Raw genomic sequence first — 14,893 nt, forward strand, 5'->3', positions numbered from 1 at the left:
TGGCGGTGGTTTCGGTGGCGGTGGTTTCGGTGGCGGTGGTTTCGGTGGCGGTGGTTTCGGTGGCGGTGGTTTCGATTTCGGCGCTGCTGCCGGGGCCGGGAGCGCGGTCGGTGGCAGCGGCGACAGGCGCAGCGGCGAGCGAAGTGGTGGCAGTGGCAGGAGAGGCAGCGGCGCGGGGGTCGCCAGCGGTTTCGGCGGCAGTGGCGATGTCGAGGGCGGCGGTGGGCGCGGCGGTGGTGGGCGGTTCACGGAGTGGGTGCCGGTTCCGGCGCTGTTCGCCCGGGCGGACTAGCGTGGCCGGGTGACTACCGCACACCCCCCACTGCGCCTGCGCGTCTTCACCGAACCCCAGCAGGGCGCGGACTACGCGGACCTGCTCGCCGTGGCCCGCCGGGCCGAGGACGCCGGTTACGACGCGTTCTTCCGGTCCGACCACTACCTGCCGATGGGTGGCGCCGACGGCCTGCCCGGGCCCACCGACGCCTGGATCACGTTGGCCGGGTTGGCCCGCGAGACCAGCAGCATCCGGTTGGGCACCCTGATGACGGCCATCACCTTCCGCCTGCCGGGTCCGCTGGCGATCTCGGTCGCCCAGGTGGACCGGATGTCCGGTGGGCGCGTCGAATTCGGTGTCGGCAGCGGCTGGTACGGCGACGAGCACACCGCCTACGGCATCCCGTTCCCGGACCTGGGTGAGCGGTTCGAGCGCTACGCCGAACAACTGGCGGTCGTCACCGGGTTGTGGCGCACGCCGGACGGGGAGCGGTTCTCCTTCCGGGGCAAGCACTACGAGCTGACCGACTCCCCCGCCCTGCCCAAGCCCGCCCAGCGGCCCGGGCCGCCGGTGATCATCGGCGGCTTCGGGGCGCGCAGCACACCGCGGCTGGCCGCGGAGTACGCCGACGAGTTCAACCTGCCGTTCGCGGGGATCGACGCGTGCGTCGAGCAGTTCGCGCGGGTGGACGCCGCCTGCGCCGCCGCGGGGCGGGGGCCGTTGGAGCGATCGGTGGCGCAGGTGGTCTGCGTGGGGCGCGACGAGGCGGAGTTCGTCCGGCGCGCGGCCGCGATCGGGCGGGAACCGGCAGAGCTGCGGGAGAACGGGGTGGCGGGGACGGTCGGGGAGGTCGTGGACAGGATCGGCCGCTGGCGGGAGGCCACGGCGATCAGCAAGCTGTACCTGCAGTTCCTGGACCTGTCCGACCTCGAGCACCTCGACCTGGTCGCCGCCGAGGTCGCGCCGCAACTCTGAGCAGGCCGGGCCCGGCTCGCAGACCTGGTTTGGCACGGCTCTGAGCAGACTGGGCCCGGCCTGCGCAAACCTGATTCGACACAGCTCTGCGCAGGCCGGGCCCAGCTCGCAGGCCCGATTCAGCACGGCTCTGAGCGGGCTGGGCCGGGCTCGCCGACCTGATCCGGCACGGGGCGGGCCAGCCTGCTCAGGCGCCGTCGATCGCCGGAGTTGGTGGCGGTGGGCGGGTTTGCGGCCGGGTGCGCGTTCGGAGCCCGGGATCTGCGTGGGGGTGGCCGCTGCGCCGGTCGGCTTCGGGGTGGTCGGTGGGTGGACAGGTGGCAGGCCGCTGCGTGGCGGTCGAGCAGGTGGGCACCCCCACTCCTTCTGCTCATCTCCGCTCAATGCCCCATCGCCGTCATGAGACCTCGATGACAAGATTTGAAGATTTTCCAGTGACGGAGAATGTTCACCTTGTCACAGTCAGTGAGGTTGACTTACTCTCACTTTCGGTGGCCCAGCGCGCGGGACTCACCGGTTCCACCTGTGTGTTCAACCCCTGCATCACTCGTCTGTTCACTCAGTGTTGAGGAGGACCTGCCAGTGACGACCACTGTGGCCAAGGCGAAGCGTGCGGTGACCGGCGGCGGCATCGTCGCCGTGCTCACCGCTCTCGCCCTCGCTCTTCTCGGGGCCGGCAACGCCTCTGCCGTTGACAAGAGCCTCACGTTCTCCGGGTCGTTCCCGCTGATCGGCACGCAGACCGTGGCGACGGTGATCCACGTGAACGTGCCCGCGTCGGTCAAGCGCGGGACGACGGTGACGGTGCCGTTCAGCATCGACGTCAACGCGGGTCAGACCGCGGCTGACGGCCTGCGGCTCGTGGGTGCCACCCAGATCTCGGGCACCATCAGCGCCTCGGTCTCGGTCAAGGCCAGCAACGGCACGGTGTACAACGTGCCGGTTTCCCTGCCCATCGGCGCGACCCCGGTCCCGGCGACGGGTCCGCTGACGTTCACGGCTTCCGGCTCGGTGGCCTTCGCCCTCCCGGCGAGCGCCGCCACGGGCCCGGCCACCGTGTCGGTCAACCCGAACGCGTCGTCGCACATCGTCACCAACAGCGCCCTGGGCGCGTTCGACGTCGCCCTGACGCTCAGCCCGGCCTCCCAGAACACGACCCTGGGGACCAGCAACATCACCAGCTGAACGACACCCCGGGGCGACGAAGCCCCGGGGCGGCACGGCGGGAGTGTGTGATTCCGATGGGGACGGCGGGCACGGGAGACCGTGCCCGCCGTTCGCCTGGCGCTACTGCGGGAGGCGGAACCTGATGGGGGGCCACGGGTTCTGCGCCCGGGCCGCCCGCACCCGGGCCAGGAACCGCGACACCTCCGGGTACTCGCCCTCGGCTTCCAGGTAGTACGCCTCGGCCTCGTCGAAGGCGCCGCGCTGTTCGGACATCTGGCCCAGGTACCCCACCGCCCGCAGCCTGCCCGCGTCGGCGGCGGAGAGGAAGAGGAGTTGGGCGCTGAAGGTGTCGGTCTTGCGGAGGCGGACGCCCAGTTCCTCGACCGCGTCCGACCTGCCCAGCCGGTGGGCCAGTTCGCACCACTCGCCCAGGGCGACGCGGCCCTTGCGGTCGTTGGCGAAGTGGCCGTAGACCAGCAGGGCATCCATCAGGCCGGTGTTGGCGGCGCGGCGCAGCCAGTGCTCGGCCTCGTCGTGGCGGCCGGGGCGGTTGAGGAGCATGCCGAGCAGGATCATCGCGTCCGAGCGGGGGCAGGAGAACTCCAGGAAGTCGCCCGCCACCACGCCGGGGCGGGCTGAGCCCGCGGGCACCTCCAGGGGCAGGCCCTCGGTCAGCGGCAGCAGTTCGACCTCCAGCCGGGTGCCCTCGATCACCTTGCGCAGCCACCGGTCGGCTTCGCCGCGTTCGCCGCGTTCGATGAGCCTGCGGCCCAGGGCGACCATCGTCTCGGCGTTGCCCGCGTGCGCGCCCCGGCGGGCCCACAGCTCCATCGAGTCGACGTCGCCGGTTTCGCGGTAGAGCTGGACCAGGTGCCCGGCGGCGTCGGCGTTGCCCGCCTCCACCGCGCGCACCAGCCACGGGACGGCCTCGGCGGCCCGGCGCGGCAGGGAGACGTCGGTGCCGCCGCGGAAGAGCATGGCGCCGACGAGGCTCCAGACCGCCGGGTCGGCTGAGGAGTCGGCCCAGCGGACGAGGATGCGGCGGCCGATGTCCTCCTGCTTGGCGCGGTGCGCAGCGAGTCCGACCAGGGGCAGGTCGGCTGCCGCCAGGTGGCGCAGCAGCACCTCCCACACCGATTCCGGCACCGGCGCCTCGGCCCCGTCGACGAGGTAGTCGAACGCCTCGAAGGTGTCGTCGGGGCGGGTGAGCAGGCAGCCGCCGGTGCCGCGCACCGGTTGGGTGGCCCAGGCCAGCCCGGCGTCGAAGGCGGCCGGGCCGATGGGGGCGTTGTCGAGGTAGTGCCCGTACAGCTCGGCGAGGACCTTGCGGCTGACCGGGGTGGTGCACCCGGCCCGCTTGACGTCCACGGCCGCGGCGACGATCGCGGCGCCGGTGAGGGCGGTGACGTCGTCGGAGTCGAAGCCGCGGTGCCAGCGGGCGGCGGTGGAGCGGCCCGCGCACAGCCGTTCGGGCAGGGCGTCGTCCTCGCTGCGGTCGAGGGCGTCGGCGATGCGCGGGTCGGCGCGCAGGGTCTCGGCGCGGTCGAGTTCGGCGGCGGAGAAGGCGCGGCGCAGGGTGACGGTGGTGGCCTGGCCGAGGACGTCGGCGGCGCGGCGGGCCAGTTCGGCCTCGGCCTGCGAACCGGCGGCGGTGAGGGTGAGCCTGGCCCGGGAGCGCAGCGTGGCGAGCAGGAGCACGTCGGTGCGCCCGGCGGGGACCAGGCGGGTCAGCAGGTCCTGGTCGAGGCCGCCGGGGACGAGGAAGCGCTCGAGGTCGTCGAGCCAGACGACGGTGTCGGTGGGGGCCGGGTCGGTGGTGGCCCAGGCGCGCAGGTCGGCGGCGTCGCGGGGCTGGACGAGGGTGCGGTCGGGCAGGGTGCGGCGGGCGGCCTCGGCGGCGGTGCGGGTCTTGCCGGAGGCCGAGTCGCCCTCGACGACGACCAGGCCGCCGTCGACGAGCAGGGCGTCGAGTTCGGGGTCGACGTCGCGGGGCACGTACGGCGGCGGACCGGCGGCGGCACCGGGCGCGGGCGCGGCGGGGTGCGCCCCGAGCTGCTCGGGTCCGAGGTCGCGCACCCGCGGCCCCCGACCGCGCCTGCCGAGGCGCCTCAAGCCCCGCATCCCGCCCCTCCTCCTCGACTCGCCCACCACACCGTCACGCCCACTCCCACCCTGTCCCATCGTGGGAGCAACGGGGCGGGGACACCACCCCCAGACGGGCGGGCGCGGGCGCTCGGGCTGAATCGTTATTCGACCGGGGCGCGGCGCGCCGGTCGAGTCGCCGAATCGTACGCACTCGCGGCCGCTCGGGGTGGTCGGACCGCCACCCGGCGGTACGGTGATCGGTGACCGCGGCGGACCGGGGAAGGGACTTGTCGATGATCGACGCGCACACCCCGGACGCGGAGCACCCGGGCACCGGGGGCGTGGCGGGGGCCGACCCGGCCGCGGGTGATCCGAGGGTGCTGGCGGTGACCGTGCCCGCGGACAGCACCCGGTTGCCCGGCCTGCGCGGGCGGCTGGGCCGGTGGTTGGACGGGCGCGGGGTGGGCGGGCTGCTGCGCGACGACGTGGTGCTCGCCGCGGACGAGGCCGTCGCCAACTCGGTGGAGCACGGCTACCGCGAGCGGCCCGGCGGTCTGGTCGGGGTGACGGTGACGGTGCTGGAGGAGTCGGTGACGCTGGTGGTCGTCGACCACGGCGCCTGGAAGCCGCCCGCGCCCGGCCGGGAGGACGCGCGGGGCTGGGGGCTGAAGATGATGGCGGGTCTGGCCGAGCGGCTCGACGTGGTGCACGCCAACGGGAGGACCACCGTCACAGCGCACTTCCGGCGGGACCCCGGGTGGAGGGGTTAGGCTGGGGTCTCGGGATCGGTTGAGCAACCAGCCGCCCGGTGGCTATTCCACCGCGCGACGGAGGGGCTCCCATGCGTACCAACCTGCTCACCACCCAGGTCCTCCGGGTCGGCCACGCCGACGAGGACGTCGTCTTCCGCGCCACCGGTGAGGTGGACCTCAACACCGGCGCGGAGTTGGACGCCGAACTGGCCGAGCTCGCCGCGCGGCCGGGGGTGACCGGCGTGGTGTGCGACCTGACGGGGGTCGGGTTCTTCGGTTCGGTCGGGCTGACCGTGCTGCTCGCCGCGTGCGACCGCGGCCGGTTCGTGGTCGTCGCGGGCCCCGGCACGGCCGCGCACCGGACCCTGCTGGTCTCCGGGGTGCTGGAGGCGCTGCCCGTGGTCGACACGGTGGCGGACGGGCTGCTCGCCCTGGCGCGGTGAAGTCGGGGTTTGGCCGCCGGTCGGGGCGGGAAGCCGAGGATCATGTTTCCCGCGGAGAACCTGCGTGACTGGGTCGGCTACGACGTCGTCGACCCCGACGGCAAGACCATCGGCTCGCTGGAGGCGGTGTACGTCGACACCATCACCGACGAGCCGAGCTTCCTCACGGTGAAGGTGGGGTTCATCGGCAAGCACCGGTTGGCCTTCGCCCCGGCGGTGGGGGCGACGGTGGCGCCGAAGTTCATCCGGGTGCGCTTCCCCAAGGACCTGGTGAAGAACTCGCCGTCGATCGACACCGACGGCGAGCTGCTGGCGGCCGACGAGCCGAAGTTGTTCGCGCACTTCGGCCTGGACTACGGCTCCGGTGTGGAGCGCAGGCTCGCCCGTCGCTGACCGGCTTTTCCGAGGCTGCCTCGCGGGAAACGGACCGGGGTCGGACCTCTATGGACGTCCCCGCCCCGCCAGCACGCGCCGCAGGTACTCGTCGGTGGGCACGGAGCGGTTCTGCTCCAGTTCCACCTCGACCGGCGGCGGGTAGGGCTGCCAGCCGCTGATCAGCGCCCGCACCACCACGCCGTCGAGGCGCAGCGCGGCGCTGTCGCCACGGGCGACCGGGACGTAGAGCGGGCGCATGGTGGCCTGGTTCATGCCGATCACCAGGCCGTTGCCGAGCACCCAGCCGCGGGTCTCGCTCGGTGTGTTCTGCGCGCGGAAGCGGATGCGCACGCCGTCGGCGGTGTCGCGGACCTCCCCGCGCGGCAGCTTCTCCACCCGTTCCACGGGCAGGGGGATCGGCAGCAGGCCCGCGGTGAAGGCTGCTGCGGGGAAATCCCGAACGGACTGTTCGATGCTGGCCAGCGCCTCGGGTTCCACCAGGCGGCGGCGTTCGGCGTCGCGCGCCAGCCAGCGGGGCCAGCCCAGGGGGTCCAGCAGCGGGCTGCGGTCGGTCACGGCGCAGATCCTACGGTCGTCCGCGCGTTCCCCGGCCGATCGAGGCCGAATCGCTACCGGCGGGTCACCCCGGGACGAGGACGCTCAGCGCGTCGGCCACCGCGGTCGGGGTGGTGCCCTCGGGGTCGATGAGCAGTTCGATGGCAAAGGCGTTGACCACGGCGAGCAGGGCCGTGGCGAAGACGTCGGCGGGCAGCGGCAGCGGCATCCCCCGGCTGTCGAAGTAGGCCGTCGCCGCCGCGGCGACGGCACGGCGCCTGCGGCGGCGCGGCTCGACCAGGGTGGCGCGCAGGTCTTCGTCCCTGGTGGCCTGGGCCACCAGTTCCAACTGGAGCCTGCGGTGCACCGGCACTTCCCGCACCCAGTCGGCCACCAGGCGGCCGATGCCCGCGCGCAGCGCGCTCGGCGGGACGGCCGGGTCGAACACGGCGGTGCCGTCGACGGCCATCCGGTCCGATGTGGCGTCGACCACCGCGGCGAGCAGGTCGGCCTTGTCGGCGAAGTTGGAGTAGACCGCGCCCCTGGTGAACCCGGCGGTGGCGGCGACGTCCTGCATGCGCGTGGCCGCGATGCCCTTCTCGGCGAAGACCGTGGCCGCCGCCTCGACCACCCGGTCCCGGACCTCGGCGCGTGTGACGCGTGGCATGGCCGTGACCGTACCGGGTATGGGGCCGCGGCGAGGCCGGGTTGTTGACCCGCGGCGGGTTCCCGCCTACGGTGCCCGATACATCCGCGTATCCACTTTGCGTTCCGGGAGGTTACCGGCGGCGTGGACCCCCACATGCTGTCCCGGGACCCCGCGGTCGAGACGTTGTCCGACCCCGGGGACCAGCTCGCCGCTCTGCGTTCCCTGCACGCCGGGGCGCGGGTGCAGGTGCGCTCCATCGAGCGGTGCGACCCGTCGCGGCCCGGCACCCCGTGCACGGCCCCCGGGTTGCGCGAGCTGCGGGCGGAGTCGCGGACCGCGCGCATCGCCGCGGGTGTGCGCTACCGCACGATCCACCCCGGGTACACCCCCGACAGCATCGCCCCGGTGTCCGGGGAGCAGTTGCGCACGCTGGCCGCGCCGCCGCTGGGGCTGCTGGTGGCCGACGACGACCGGGCGCTGGTGCACGTCGACGGGACCAGCCTGCTGGTGGGTGATCCGGCGCTGCTGACCGCGCTGGCCCGGACGTTCGAGTCGCTGTGGGCGCTGGCGGTGCCGGTGACCGTGTCGGTGGCCGGGGACCGGGACCTCGCCGAGCGGGACCGGCGGATCGTCACGCTGATGGCCGCGGGCGCCACCGACGACGCGATCGCGCGCAGGCTGGGCCTGTCCCGGCGGACGGTGGTGCGCCGGGTCGCGGTGTTGCAGGAGCGGTTGGGGGCGACCACCCGGTTCCAGGCGGGTGTGCAGGCCGCGCAGCGGGGTTGGCTGTAGTACGGCGCACTTGCGCCAGAACACCCCTGTTCCGCGGTGGCGCCCTGGTCAACGGACCGTCCTCTGTGCACGATTCACGCAGTGGGGGGTGGACCGGTGACCCGGTCGGCTCCCCGCAGGCGTTGCGGTCCCCGCACCGGCGCCGTCCCCCGAACCCACGGATCGGAGCGCAGATGTCCCCCAACCCGGTTTCGGAACCCGTCCCCGCGAGCACCGGCGGGTCCCGGTGAGGAAGGGGACCGGCCGTGCCCTCGTGCTTACCCACCGCTCCCCCCGCCGCGGGACCCGGGTCACCGCCTGATTGGCCGTGGGCCCTCCCGGGATGACCGGGCGGGAGACCGGGCCGATGCGGTTGGATCAGGGGCATGACCGACCTCGACCACGCCGCAGCGTTCACCGAGTACAACCGCCGCCTCGCCGCGGTCGTCGCCGCGGGGGACCCGCAGGCCCCCGTCCCCACCTGCCCCGGGTGGACCCTGACCCAGCTCGGCAAGCACGTCGGCCGCGGTGACCGCTGGGCGGCGACCATGGTGCGCGAGCGGGCGACCGCCCCGCTGGACCCGAAGGCCGTGCCCGGCGGCAAGCCGGGGGACGGCGGGCTCGTCGAGTGGCTCGGCGACGGCCCGCGCGAGCTGTTCGACGCCGTGGCGCACACCGGCGCGGAGGTGCCGGTGTGGACGTTCACCGGGCCGCGCCCGGCCGGGTGGTGGGTGCGCAGGCGCCTGCACGAGACCGTGGTCCACCTCGCCGACGCCGCCCTCGCCGCGGGGGTGCCCTACGAGGTCGAACCCGAGGTCGCCGCGGACGCCCTGTCCGAGTGGTTGACCCTGGTGGCCGAGATCCCCCAGCAGCGGGCGCTGCCGGAGGCCACCGTGCACCTGCACGCCCACGACGAGGGCCTGGGCGCCGCGGGCGAGTGGCTGATCACCTCGGGTGCGGGCGGCCTGCGCTGGGAGCACGGCCACGGCAAGGGTGACGTCGCCCTGCGCGGGCACTCGGCGGACCTGCTGCTCGTCGCGCTGGGCCGGGCCTCGGCGGACTCGGTCGAGGTGATCGGCGACCGGGCCGTGTGGGACGCCTTCGTCGCCGAGCTGGCGTTCTGAGCCGGGGTTCGGGCATGGCTGTTGTCGTGGTGGGTGCGGGCATCGCCGGGATCGCCTGCGCCGGGGTGCTGGCCGGGGCCGGGGTGCCGGTGCGGGTGCTGGAACGCGGTCGGGCGGTGGGTGGTCGGATGGCCACCAAGCGCTACGACGGTCGGCCCGCGGACATCGGCGCGGGCTACTTCACCGCCCGGGACGGGGCTTTCGGCGCGGTGGTGGCCTCGTGGTGCGAGCGCGGCCTGGCCCGCCCGTGGACCGACACGCTGCTGGCGGTGGACGGGTCCGAGCGGGCGCCGACCTCCGGTCCGGTGCGCTACGCCGCCGCGGGCGGCCTGCGCTCGCTCGTCGCCGACCTGGCCGAGGGGCTGGAGGTGGCCACCGAGCACCCGGTGACCACAGTGGACACCGGGCTGGTCGACGGGGAGCGGGCCGACGCGGTGGTTTTGGCCATGCCCGGCCCGCAGGCGGCCCGCCTGCTGCCCACCGGTTCCCCGGCCCGGCACGCGGCGGCGCACCAGTCCTGGTCCCCCGCCCTGGTGGCCACGCTGCGCTACCCGGCCAGGGCGTGGCCCGCCTTCCACGGCGCGTTCGTCAACGACCACCCCACCCTCGGCACCGTCTTCGACGACGGCTCCCGGCGCGGCGACGACGCCCCCGTCCTGGTCGCCCACACCACCGCGGAGTTCGCCGCCCGCCACCTGGAGTCCCCCGCCGCGGCCACCGCGGAGATCGCGGACGCGGTGGGGGCGCTGTTCGACCTGCCCGCGCCCACCGACGCCCACGTCCACCGCTGGACCTACGCCACGCCCAACGCCCCGGCCGACGCGCCGTTCCTGCTGGCCGACGGCATCGGGATCGCCGGTGACGCCTGGGGCAGGCCGAGGGTGGAGACGGCGTGGCTGTCCGGGACCGCCCTGGGCCGGGCCATTGTGGACGGTCTGTGACCGCTCACACCGGCGTCCGCTCCACCGCCTCGTCGTTGGGCGCCTCGTGCTCGCGCTTGCGGTCGAGGAACCGCATGACCGGTGTGGCGGTGACGCCGTGGATCAGGATCGACCCGACCACGACCAGCCCCACCAGCCGCCACAGCCGGTCGGGGTCGGTGAACTCGACCTCGCCGAGGGCGTAGGCGAGGTAGAACAGCGACCCCACCCCGCGCACGCCGAAGAACGCGATCACCGTCCGCTCCCTGGGCCCGGTCTTGCCGCCCGCCAGCCCGATCAGCCCGGCGACCGGCCGCACCACCAGCAGCACCGCGGCCACGGCACCGACCTCCAGCCAGGTGGTGCCCGCGAACAGCCCGCTCACCGCGGCCCCGCCGAGCAGGAAGATGACCAGCACGGTCACCATCCGCTCGACCTGCTCCACGTACTGGTGCAGGACCTTGTGGTAGCCGTGGGAGTGCTCCGCGGCCCGGATCGTGCACGCGCAGACGAAGACGGCCACGAACCCGTAGCCGTTGACCAGTTCGGTGACCCCGTAGGCGAGGAAGGTCGCGGCGAGGGCGACGAAGCCCTCCGCGTGCTCGGCGAGGCGGAACGCCTCCGACGGCGCGGAGAAGAACATCTTCCGCAGCGCCCACCCGATCCCCAGCCCCAGGGCGACCCCGGCCACCAGCCGCCACGCCACGTCGACCCCGAGCCAGTGCGGCACCCAGGCGGCCGGGGCGGCGGCGGACGCGGCGGCGATGGCGATGGCGGCGTAGGTGAACGGGAAGGCCAGGCCGTCGTTGAGGCCCGCCTCGGAGGTCAGGCCGAACCGCGCCTCGTCCTCCCCCGACCCGTCGGCGGGCTCGCCCACCTGCACCTCGGTGGCCAGCACCGGGTCGGTGGGGGCGACCACGGCGGCCAGCAGCGCGGCCCCGGCCACGCCGAGGCCCAGCCCCCAGCCCAGCAGCGCCACCCCGATCATCGACAGCGGCATGGTGATCCCCAGCAGCCGCCACGTGGTGGACCACCGCCGCCACCCGACCCGCCGGTCGAGCGCCAGCCCGGCGCCCATCAGCGAGACGATGACGCACAGCTCGGTCAGGTGCAGCGCGACCTCGGGGTGCTCGGCGGGCACGGGGTCGGGCAGCGCCGGGATGACCGCGAACGCCAGCGCACCGGCGAAGAGGAACACCATGGGCATCGAGACGGGCACCCGGCCGAGCACCCTGGGCAGCAGGGCCGCCCCCAGGGTGGCGACACCGGCCGCCGCGTAGATCAAAGCCCCCACGGGACCTCCTTCTGCTCCCGCCCGGCTACCCCACCACCCGACCAGGTGAAACAACCGGCCTGCCGGTTGCGGACAGCGACCCCCCGGCCACTCCGCCGAGTGGTGTAGCAGTCAACAACCGGGGGTACCTCGCTGCCGTGACCATCACCAAGGACGATCTGCACCAACTGCTCGACTCCGACCTGCCCGACCCCGTGCTGCTGTTCCTGGAGGGCCGCTCCCAGGTCGTCGACGGCAGCGTGCTGCGCCGCCCCGACTACGCGGGCGCGATGCTGATCGCCACGCGCGAGGAACTCGACAACCGCCTGGGTGGAGCGGCTCCGCAGGACCGGGAGTTGGCCGAGGTCGCAGCCCAGTTGGACGTCCAGTTGAGCCAGATGGGCGCGTGAACGGGGCGTTCGGACGCCGTGCGGCGCGGGATGCGGAGGTCAACGGGAGGTGTCGGGCAGGCTCTCCCCCCATGACCGAGGAAACCCCGAAGCACCCCGAGCACGACGAACACCCGCGGGAGAAGCTGAACCGCAACCTGAACGAACTGCTCCAGGAACTGCGGGTGGCGCAGGCGGGCGTGCAGATCCTCTTCGGCTTCCTGCTGTCCATCACGTTCACCGACGTGTACCAGGAGGAGACCGCGGCGTTCGAGCGGTCGACCCACATGGTGGCGGTGTTCTTCGCCGTGGGGGCGGTGGCGCTGCTGACCGCGCCCGCGGCGTGGCACCGCATCCTGGTCGGGCAGGGCAAGCGCGAGGAGATCATGCGGTTGGCCACGCGCACGACGATCGCCGGGCTGATCTGCCTGTCGCTGGCGGTGACGGCGTCGTTGCTGCTGCTCTCGGAGATGGTCGTGGGCGGGGCGCTGGCGTTTGTGATCGCGGGGGTGTGCGCGGTGGTCGTGGGGGTGCTGTGGTTCGTGCTCCCGATGCGGCACTGGGACGACTAGAGTGACCCGGATTGACAACCGGGCTAACCTACTCATGAGTAGGTAACTCGTCGGCCCTGGGGGACACAGCATGGTTGAGCGGGGACGGCCCGGGACGGCGGCCCCCTTCGGGTCGAAGTTGCTCGGCCCGGCCGGGCAGCACGGGCTGGCGCTGCGCATCCGGGTGCAGAGCCTGCTGACGATCACCCTCATCACCGCGAACGTCATCGGCGCCGCGGTCGTGGTCGTGCTCTCCGGGGTGGTGATCCCCGGTCCGGACATGACCGGGTCGACGCTGCTGGCCATGGTGATCGCGGTCCCCGCGTACGTGCTCGCGGCGCTGGTCGTCGGCGTCGTCTGGGGCACCGGGCGGGCGCTGCGGCAGCTTCGCTGGGCCATCGACCAGCGCGAACCGACCGAGGCCGACCGCCACGCCACGATCAGGGTGCCGCTGCGCCTGACCCTCATGCAGGCCGCGCTCTGGGGCGCGGCCACGGTGCTGTTCACCGTGCTGGTGGCGTTCCTGCAACCCGAGCTGGTCTTCGCGGTCGGGTTCACCGTGGCGTTCGCGGGCATCGTGGTCTGCGCCAACGCGTACCTGCTCAGCGAGTTCGCCCTGCGCCCGGTGTCGGCGCGGGCGCTGCAGGACGACCCGCCGCAGCGGGTGGTGGGCGCGGGCGTGCAGGTGCGGATGCTGCTGTTCTGGTGCCTGGGCACCGGCGTCCCGGTCGCCGGGGTGGTGATGGTGGCGCTGTTCGCCATGGTGCGCGGCAACGTCACCACCAACCAGCTCGCGGTGACCGTGGTGGTGCTCGGCGGCGTGGTGCTGGTGTTCGGGCTGCTGGTCATGATCTTCAACGCGCGGGCCACCATCGCCCCCATCGACTCGGTGCGCGACGGCCTGGCCCGGGTGCAGCGCGGCGACCTGGACAGCGAGATCCCGGTCTACGACGGCACCGAGCTGGGCCTGCTGCAGGCGGGCTTCAACCGGATGGCGGCGGGCCTGCGCGAGCGCGAGCGCATTCGCGACCTGTTCGGCCGCCACGTCGGGCAGAAGGTCGCCGAGGCCGCGGTCGCCGCCGGGGTGGAGCGCCTCGGCGGCGAGGTGCGCGAGGTGGCGGTGATCTTCGTCGACATCGTCGGGTCCACCACGCTGGCCGCCACCCGCCCGCCGACCGAGGTGGTGGACCTGCTCAACCGGTTCTTCGCCGTGGTCGTCGACGAGATCGACGCGCACGGCGGCCTGGTCAACAAGTTCGTCGGCGACGCCGCGCTGGCCATCTTCGGCGCCCCGGTCGACCTGCCCGACCACGCCGGGCGGGCCCTGGCCGCCGCCAGGGCCATCGCCGCCCGACTGCCGGTCGAGGTGCCCGAGTGCGAGGCGGGCATCGGCGTCGCCGCGGGCCCCGCGGTCGCGGGCAACATCGGCGACGCCCGCCGCTTCGAGTACACCGTGATCGGCGACCCGGTGAACGAGGCTGCCCGGCTGACGGAGCTGGCCAAGTCGTTCCCCGGCAAGCTGGTGGCCTCCGCCCACACCCTGGCCGCGGCCTCCCCCGAGGAAGCCGGGCGCTGGCGGGCGGCGGACACGGTGACCCTGCGCGGCCGCACCCAGGAAACCACCGTGGTCATCCCGGTCGACGCGGCGGACGCCCTGACAGACCCTACCGCGGCAGCCGGATCGGACCCGGTCGCCTCGGTGGACGACCCGGTCGGCCAACCCTGAGACCACCCGCGCGGCACGCCCCACCGCGGTTGAAAAGATCAACTCAGCGGCCCTACAGTCCTCCGCTTGTGACCGCCCCCCACCACCGGACGACAGCGGACGCCTACGACGCCATGGCCGCCCGCTACGCCGCACTCCCCCGCGACGACCTCGCCCGCTTCCCCCTCGACCGGGCGGTGCTCGCCGCCTTCGCCGAGTCCGCGCGGGCCGACGGCCCCGGAACCGTCGCCGAGCTGGGCTGCGGCCCGGGACCGGTGACCGCCCACCTGCGCGACCTGGGCCTGGACGTCTTCGGCGTCGACCTGTCGCCGGTGATGGTCGACCTCGCCCGCGAGGCGTACCCGGACCTGCGCTTCGAAATCGGCTCCATGGACGCCCTGGACCTGCCCGACGGCGGACTGCGCGGCATCGTGTCCTGGTACTCGATCATCCACGCCCCACCCCGGGCACTGCCCGCCTACCTCGCCGAGTTCCGCCGGGTCCTCGCCCCCGACGGCCACCTCCTGCTGGCCTTCTTCGAGTCGGGCGGCGAACCCACCACCCCGTTCGACCACAAGGTGACGACCGCCTACCGGTGGCCGATCGACGCCCTGGCCGAGATGGCGGGCGAGGCCGGGTTCGCCGAAGTCGGCCGGGTGCTGCGCGAACCGTGCGAGGGCGAGCGCTTCCGCCGAGGCCACCTGCTGATGCGCGGAACCGGCTGACGGCCCGGGCCGGGCACGGCCTGGGGCCTGTCCTCACAGCAGGCGACCACACCTCGCCCACCGCAGGCCAGGCGGCCAGCCACCCCAACCCCAACAGGCGCAGCGAAAACCAGCCACCCCCGCAACCGCCGGCCCGGCTACGGAAATGCCCGGGTGGGTG

Annotated in this window: 16 protein-coding genes and 1 pseudogene; 12 read left to right on the plus strand and 5 right to left on the minus strand. The window is 73.8% G+C overall.

Going from position 1 to position 14,893, the window contains the following annotated elements; translation table 11 throughout:
* A pseudogene (locus L6E12_RS16070) lies at positions 1–316 on the minus strand (hypothetical protein); the annotation flags it as partial.
* Positions 317–322: 6 nt separating this feature from the next.
* Between L6E12_RS16070 and L6E12_RS16075 the strand changes: the two are divergent.
* A complete protein-coding gene (locus L6E12_RS16075; protein ID WP_236228786.1) occupies positions 323–1,249 on the plus strand; it encodes an LLM class F420-dependent oxidoreductase in 927 nt (308 codons plus the stop codon).
* A gap of 582 nt (positions 1,250–1,831) precedes the next feature.
* Positions 1,832–2,434, plus strand: coding sequence for a DUF6801 domain-containing protein (locus L6E12_RS16080; protein ID WP_236228727.1), 603 nt, complete (start codon positions 1,832–1,834; stop codon positions 2,432–2,434).
* 102 nt (positions 2,435–2,536) lie between these two features.
* Here the strand turns inward: L6E12_RS16080 and L6E12_RS16085 are convergent, their stop codons facing one another.
* On the minus strand, positions 2,537–4,537 hold the full coding sequence (locus tag L6E12_RS16085) for a tetratricopeptide repeat protein (protein WP_236228728.1): 2,001 nt from the start codon (positions 4,535–4,537) through the stop codon (positions 2,537–2,539).
* A 257-nt stretch (positions 4,538–4,794) separates the two neighbouring features.
* Here L6E12_RS16085 and L6E12_RS16090 point away from each other — a divergent pair, with 257 nt between their 5' ends.
* From L6E12_RS16090 to L6E12_RS16100, 3 genes are all read left to right on the plus strand, one after another.
* Positions 4,795–5,271 carry an ATP-binding protein gene (locus tag L6E12_RS16090; RefSeq protein WP_236228729.1) on the plus strand — a complete coding sequence of 159 codons (477 nt, stop codon included), beginning with the start codon at positions 4,795–4,797 and terminating at the stop codon, positions 5,269–5,271.
* Positions 5,272–5,342: 71 nt separating this feature from the next.
* The gene (locus L6E12_RS16095; RefSeq protein WP_236228730.1) at positions 5,343–5,696 is read left to right on the plus strand and encodes an STAS domain-containing protein; all 354 of its coding nucleotides are present in this window, start codon (positions 5,343–5,345) and stop codon (positions 5,694–5,696) included.
* A gap of 42 nt (positions 5,697–5,738) precedes the next feature.
* Positions 5,739–6,089: a PRC-barrel domain-containing protein gene (locus L6E12_RS16100; protein ID WP_236228731.1), complete on the plus strand. Its 351-nt coding sequence runs from the start codon at positions 5,739–5,741 to the stop codon at positions 6,087–6,089.
* Between the two features lie 48 nt (positions 6,090–6,137).
* Here the strand turns inward: L6E12_RS16100 and L6E12_RS16105 are convergent, their stop codons facing one another.
* Entirely contained in the window at positions 6,138–6,647 is a 510-nt protein-coding gene (locus L6E12_RS16105; protein ID WP_236228732.1) for a hypothetical protein, read from the minus strand.
* A gap of 64 nt (positions 6,648–6,711) precedes the next feature.
* Positions 6,712–7,293 (minus strand): TetR/AcrR family transcriptional regulator, encoded by a 582-nt coding sequence (locus tag L6E12_RS16110; RefSeq protein ID WP_236228733.1) that lies wholly within the window; start codon positions 7,291–7,293, stop codon positions 6,712–6,714.
* A 123-nt stretch (positions 7,294–7,416) separates the two neighbouring features.
* Here L6E12_RS16110 and L6E12_RS34760 point away from each other — a divergent pair, with 123 nt between their 5' ends.
* The 3 genes from L6E12_RS34760 to L6E12_RS16125 all read left to right on the plus strand — a co-directional run bounded on the left by L6E12_RS34760 (position 7,417) and on the right by L6E12_RS16125 (position 10,111).
* The gene (locus L6E12_RS34760) at positions 7,417–8,067 is read left to right on the plus strand and encodes a LuxR C-terminal-related transcriptional regulator (RefSeq protein ID WP_236228734.1); all 651 of its coding nucleotides are present in this window, start codon (positions 7,417–7,419) and stop codon (positions 8,065–8,067) included.
* A gap of 365 nt (positions 8,068–8,432) precedes the next feature.
* Positions 8,433–9,170: a maleylpyruvate isomerase family mycothiol-dependent enzyme gene (locus L6E12_RS16120; protein WP_236228735.1), complete on the plus strand. Its 738-nt coding sequence runs from the start codon at positions 8,433–8,435 to the stop codon at positions 9,168–9,170.
* 14 nt (positions 9,171–9,184) lie between these two features.
* Positions 9,185–10,111, plus strand: a complete 927-nt coding sequence (locus L6E12_RS16125) for an NAD(P)/FAD-dependent oxidoreductase (protein WP_236228736.1) — start codon at positions 9,185–9,187, stop codon at positions 10,109–10,111.
* A 4-nt stretch (positions 10,112–10,115) separates the two neighbouring features.
* Here the strand turns inward: L6E12_RS16125 and L6E12_RS16130 are convergent, their stop codons facing one another.
* Complete coding sequence (locus L6E12_RS16130) at positions 10,116–11,384, minus strand: sodium:proton antiporter (RefSeq protein WP_236228737.1); 1,269 nt, start codon at positions 11,382–11,384, stop codon at positions 10,116–10,118.
* Between the two features lie 137 nt (positions 11,385–11,521).
* Between L6E12_RS16130 and L6E12_RS16135 the strand changes: the two genes are divergently transcribed.
* From L6E12_RS16135 to L6E12_RS16150, 4 genes are all read left to right on the plus strand, one after another.
* Positions 11,522–11,773 carry a hypothetical protein gene (locus L6E12_RS16135; RefSeq protein WP_236228738.1) on the plus strand — a complete coding sequence of 84 codons (252 nt, stop codon included), beginning with the start codon at positions 11,522–11,524 and terminating at the stop codon, positions 11,771–11,773.
* 71 nt (positions 11,774–11,844) lie between these two features.
* Entirely contained in the window at positions 11,845–12,324 is a 480-nt protein-coding gene (locus tag L6E12_RS16140) for a DUF6328 family protein (protein ID WP_236228739.1), read from the plus strand.
* A 70-nt stretch (positions 12,325–12,394) separates the two neighbouring features.
* Positions 12,395–14,029, plus strand: a complete 1,635-nt coding sequence (locus tag L6E12_RS16145; RefSeq protein ID WP_236228740.1) for an adenylate/guanylate cyclase domain-containing protein — start codon at positions 12,395–12,397, stop codon at positions 14,027–14,029.
* A gap of 113 nt (positions 14,030–14,142) precedes the next feature.
* A complete protein-coding gene (locus tag L6E12_RS16150; protein WP_240013027.1) occupies positions 14,143–14,733 on the plus strand; it encodes a class I SAM-dependent methyltransferase in 591 nt (196 codons plus the stop codon).
* Positions 14,734–14,893: the final 160 nt, after the last annotated feature.

Source organism: Actinokineospora sp. PR83, assembly GCF_021056305.1.
Taxonomy (GTDB): Bacteria; Actinomycetota; Actinomycetes; order Mycobacteriales; family Pseudonocardiaceae; genus Actinokineospora; species Actinokineospora spheciospongiae.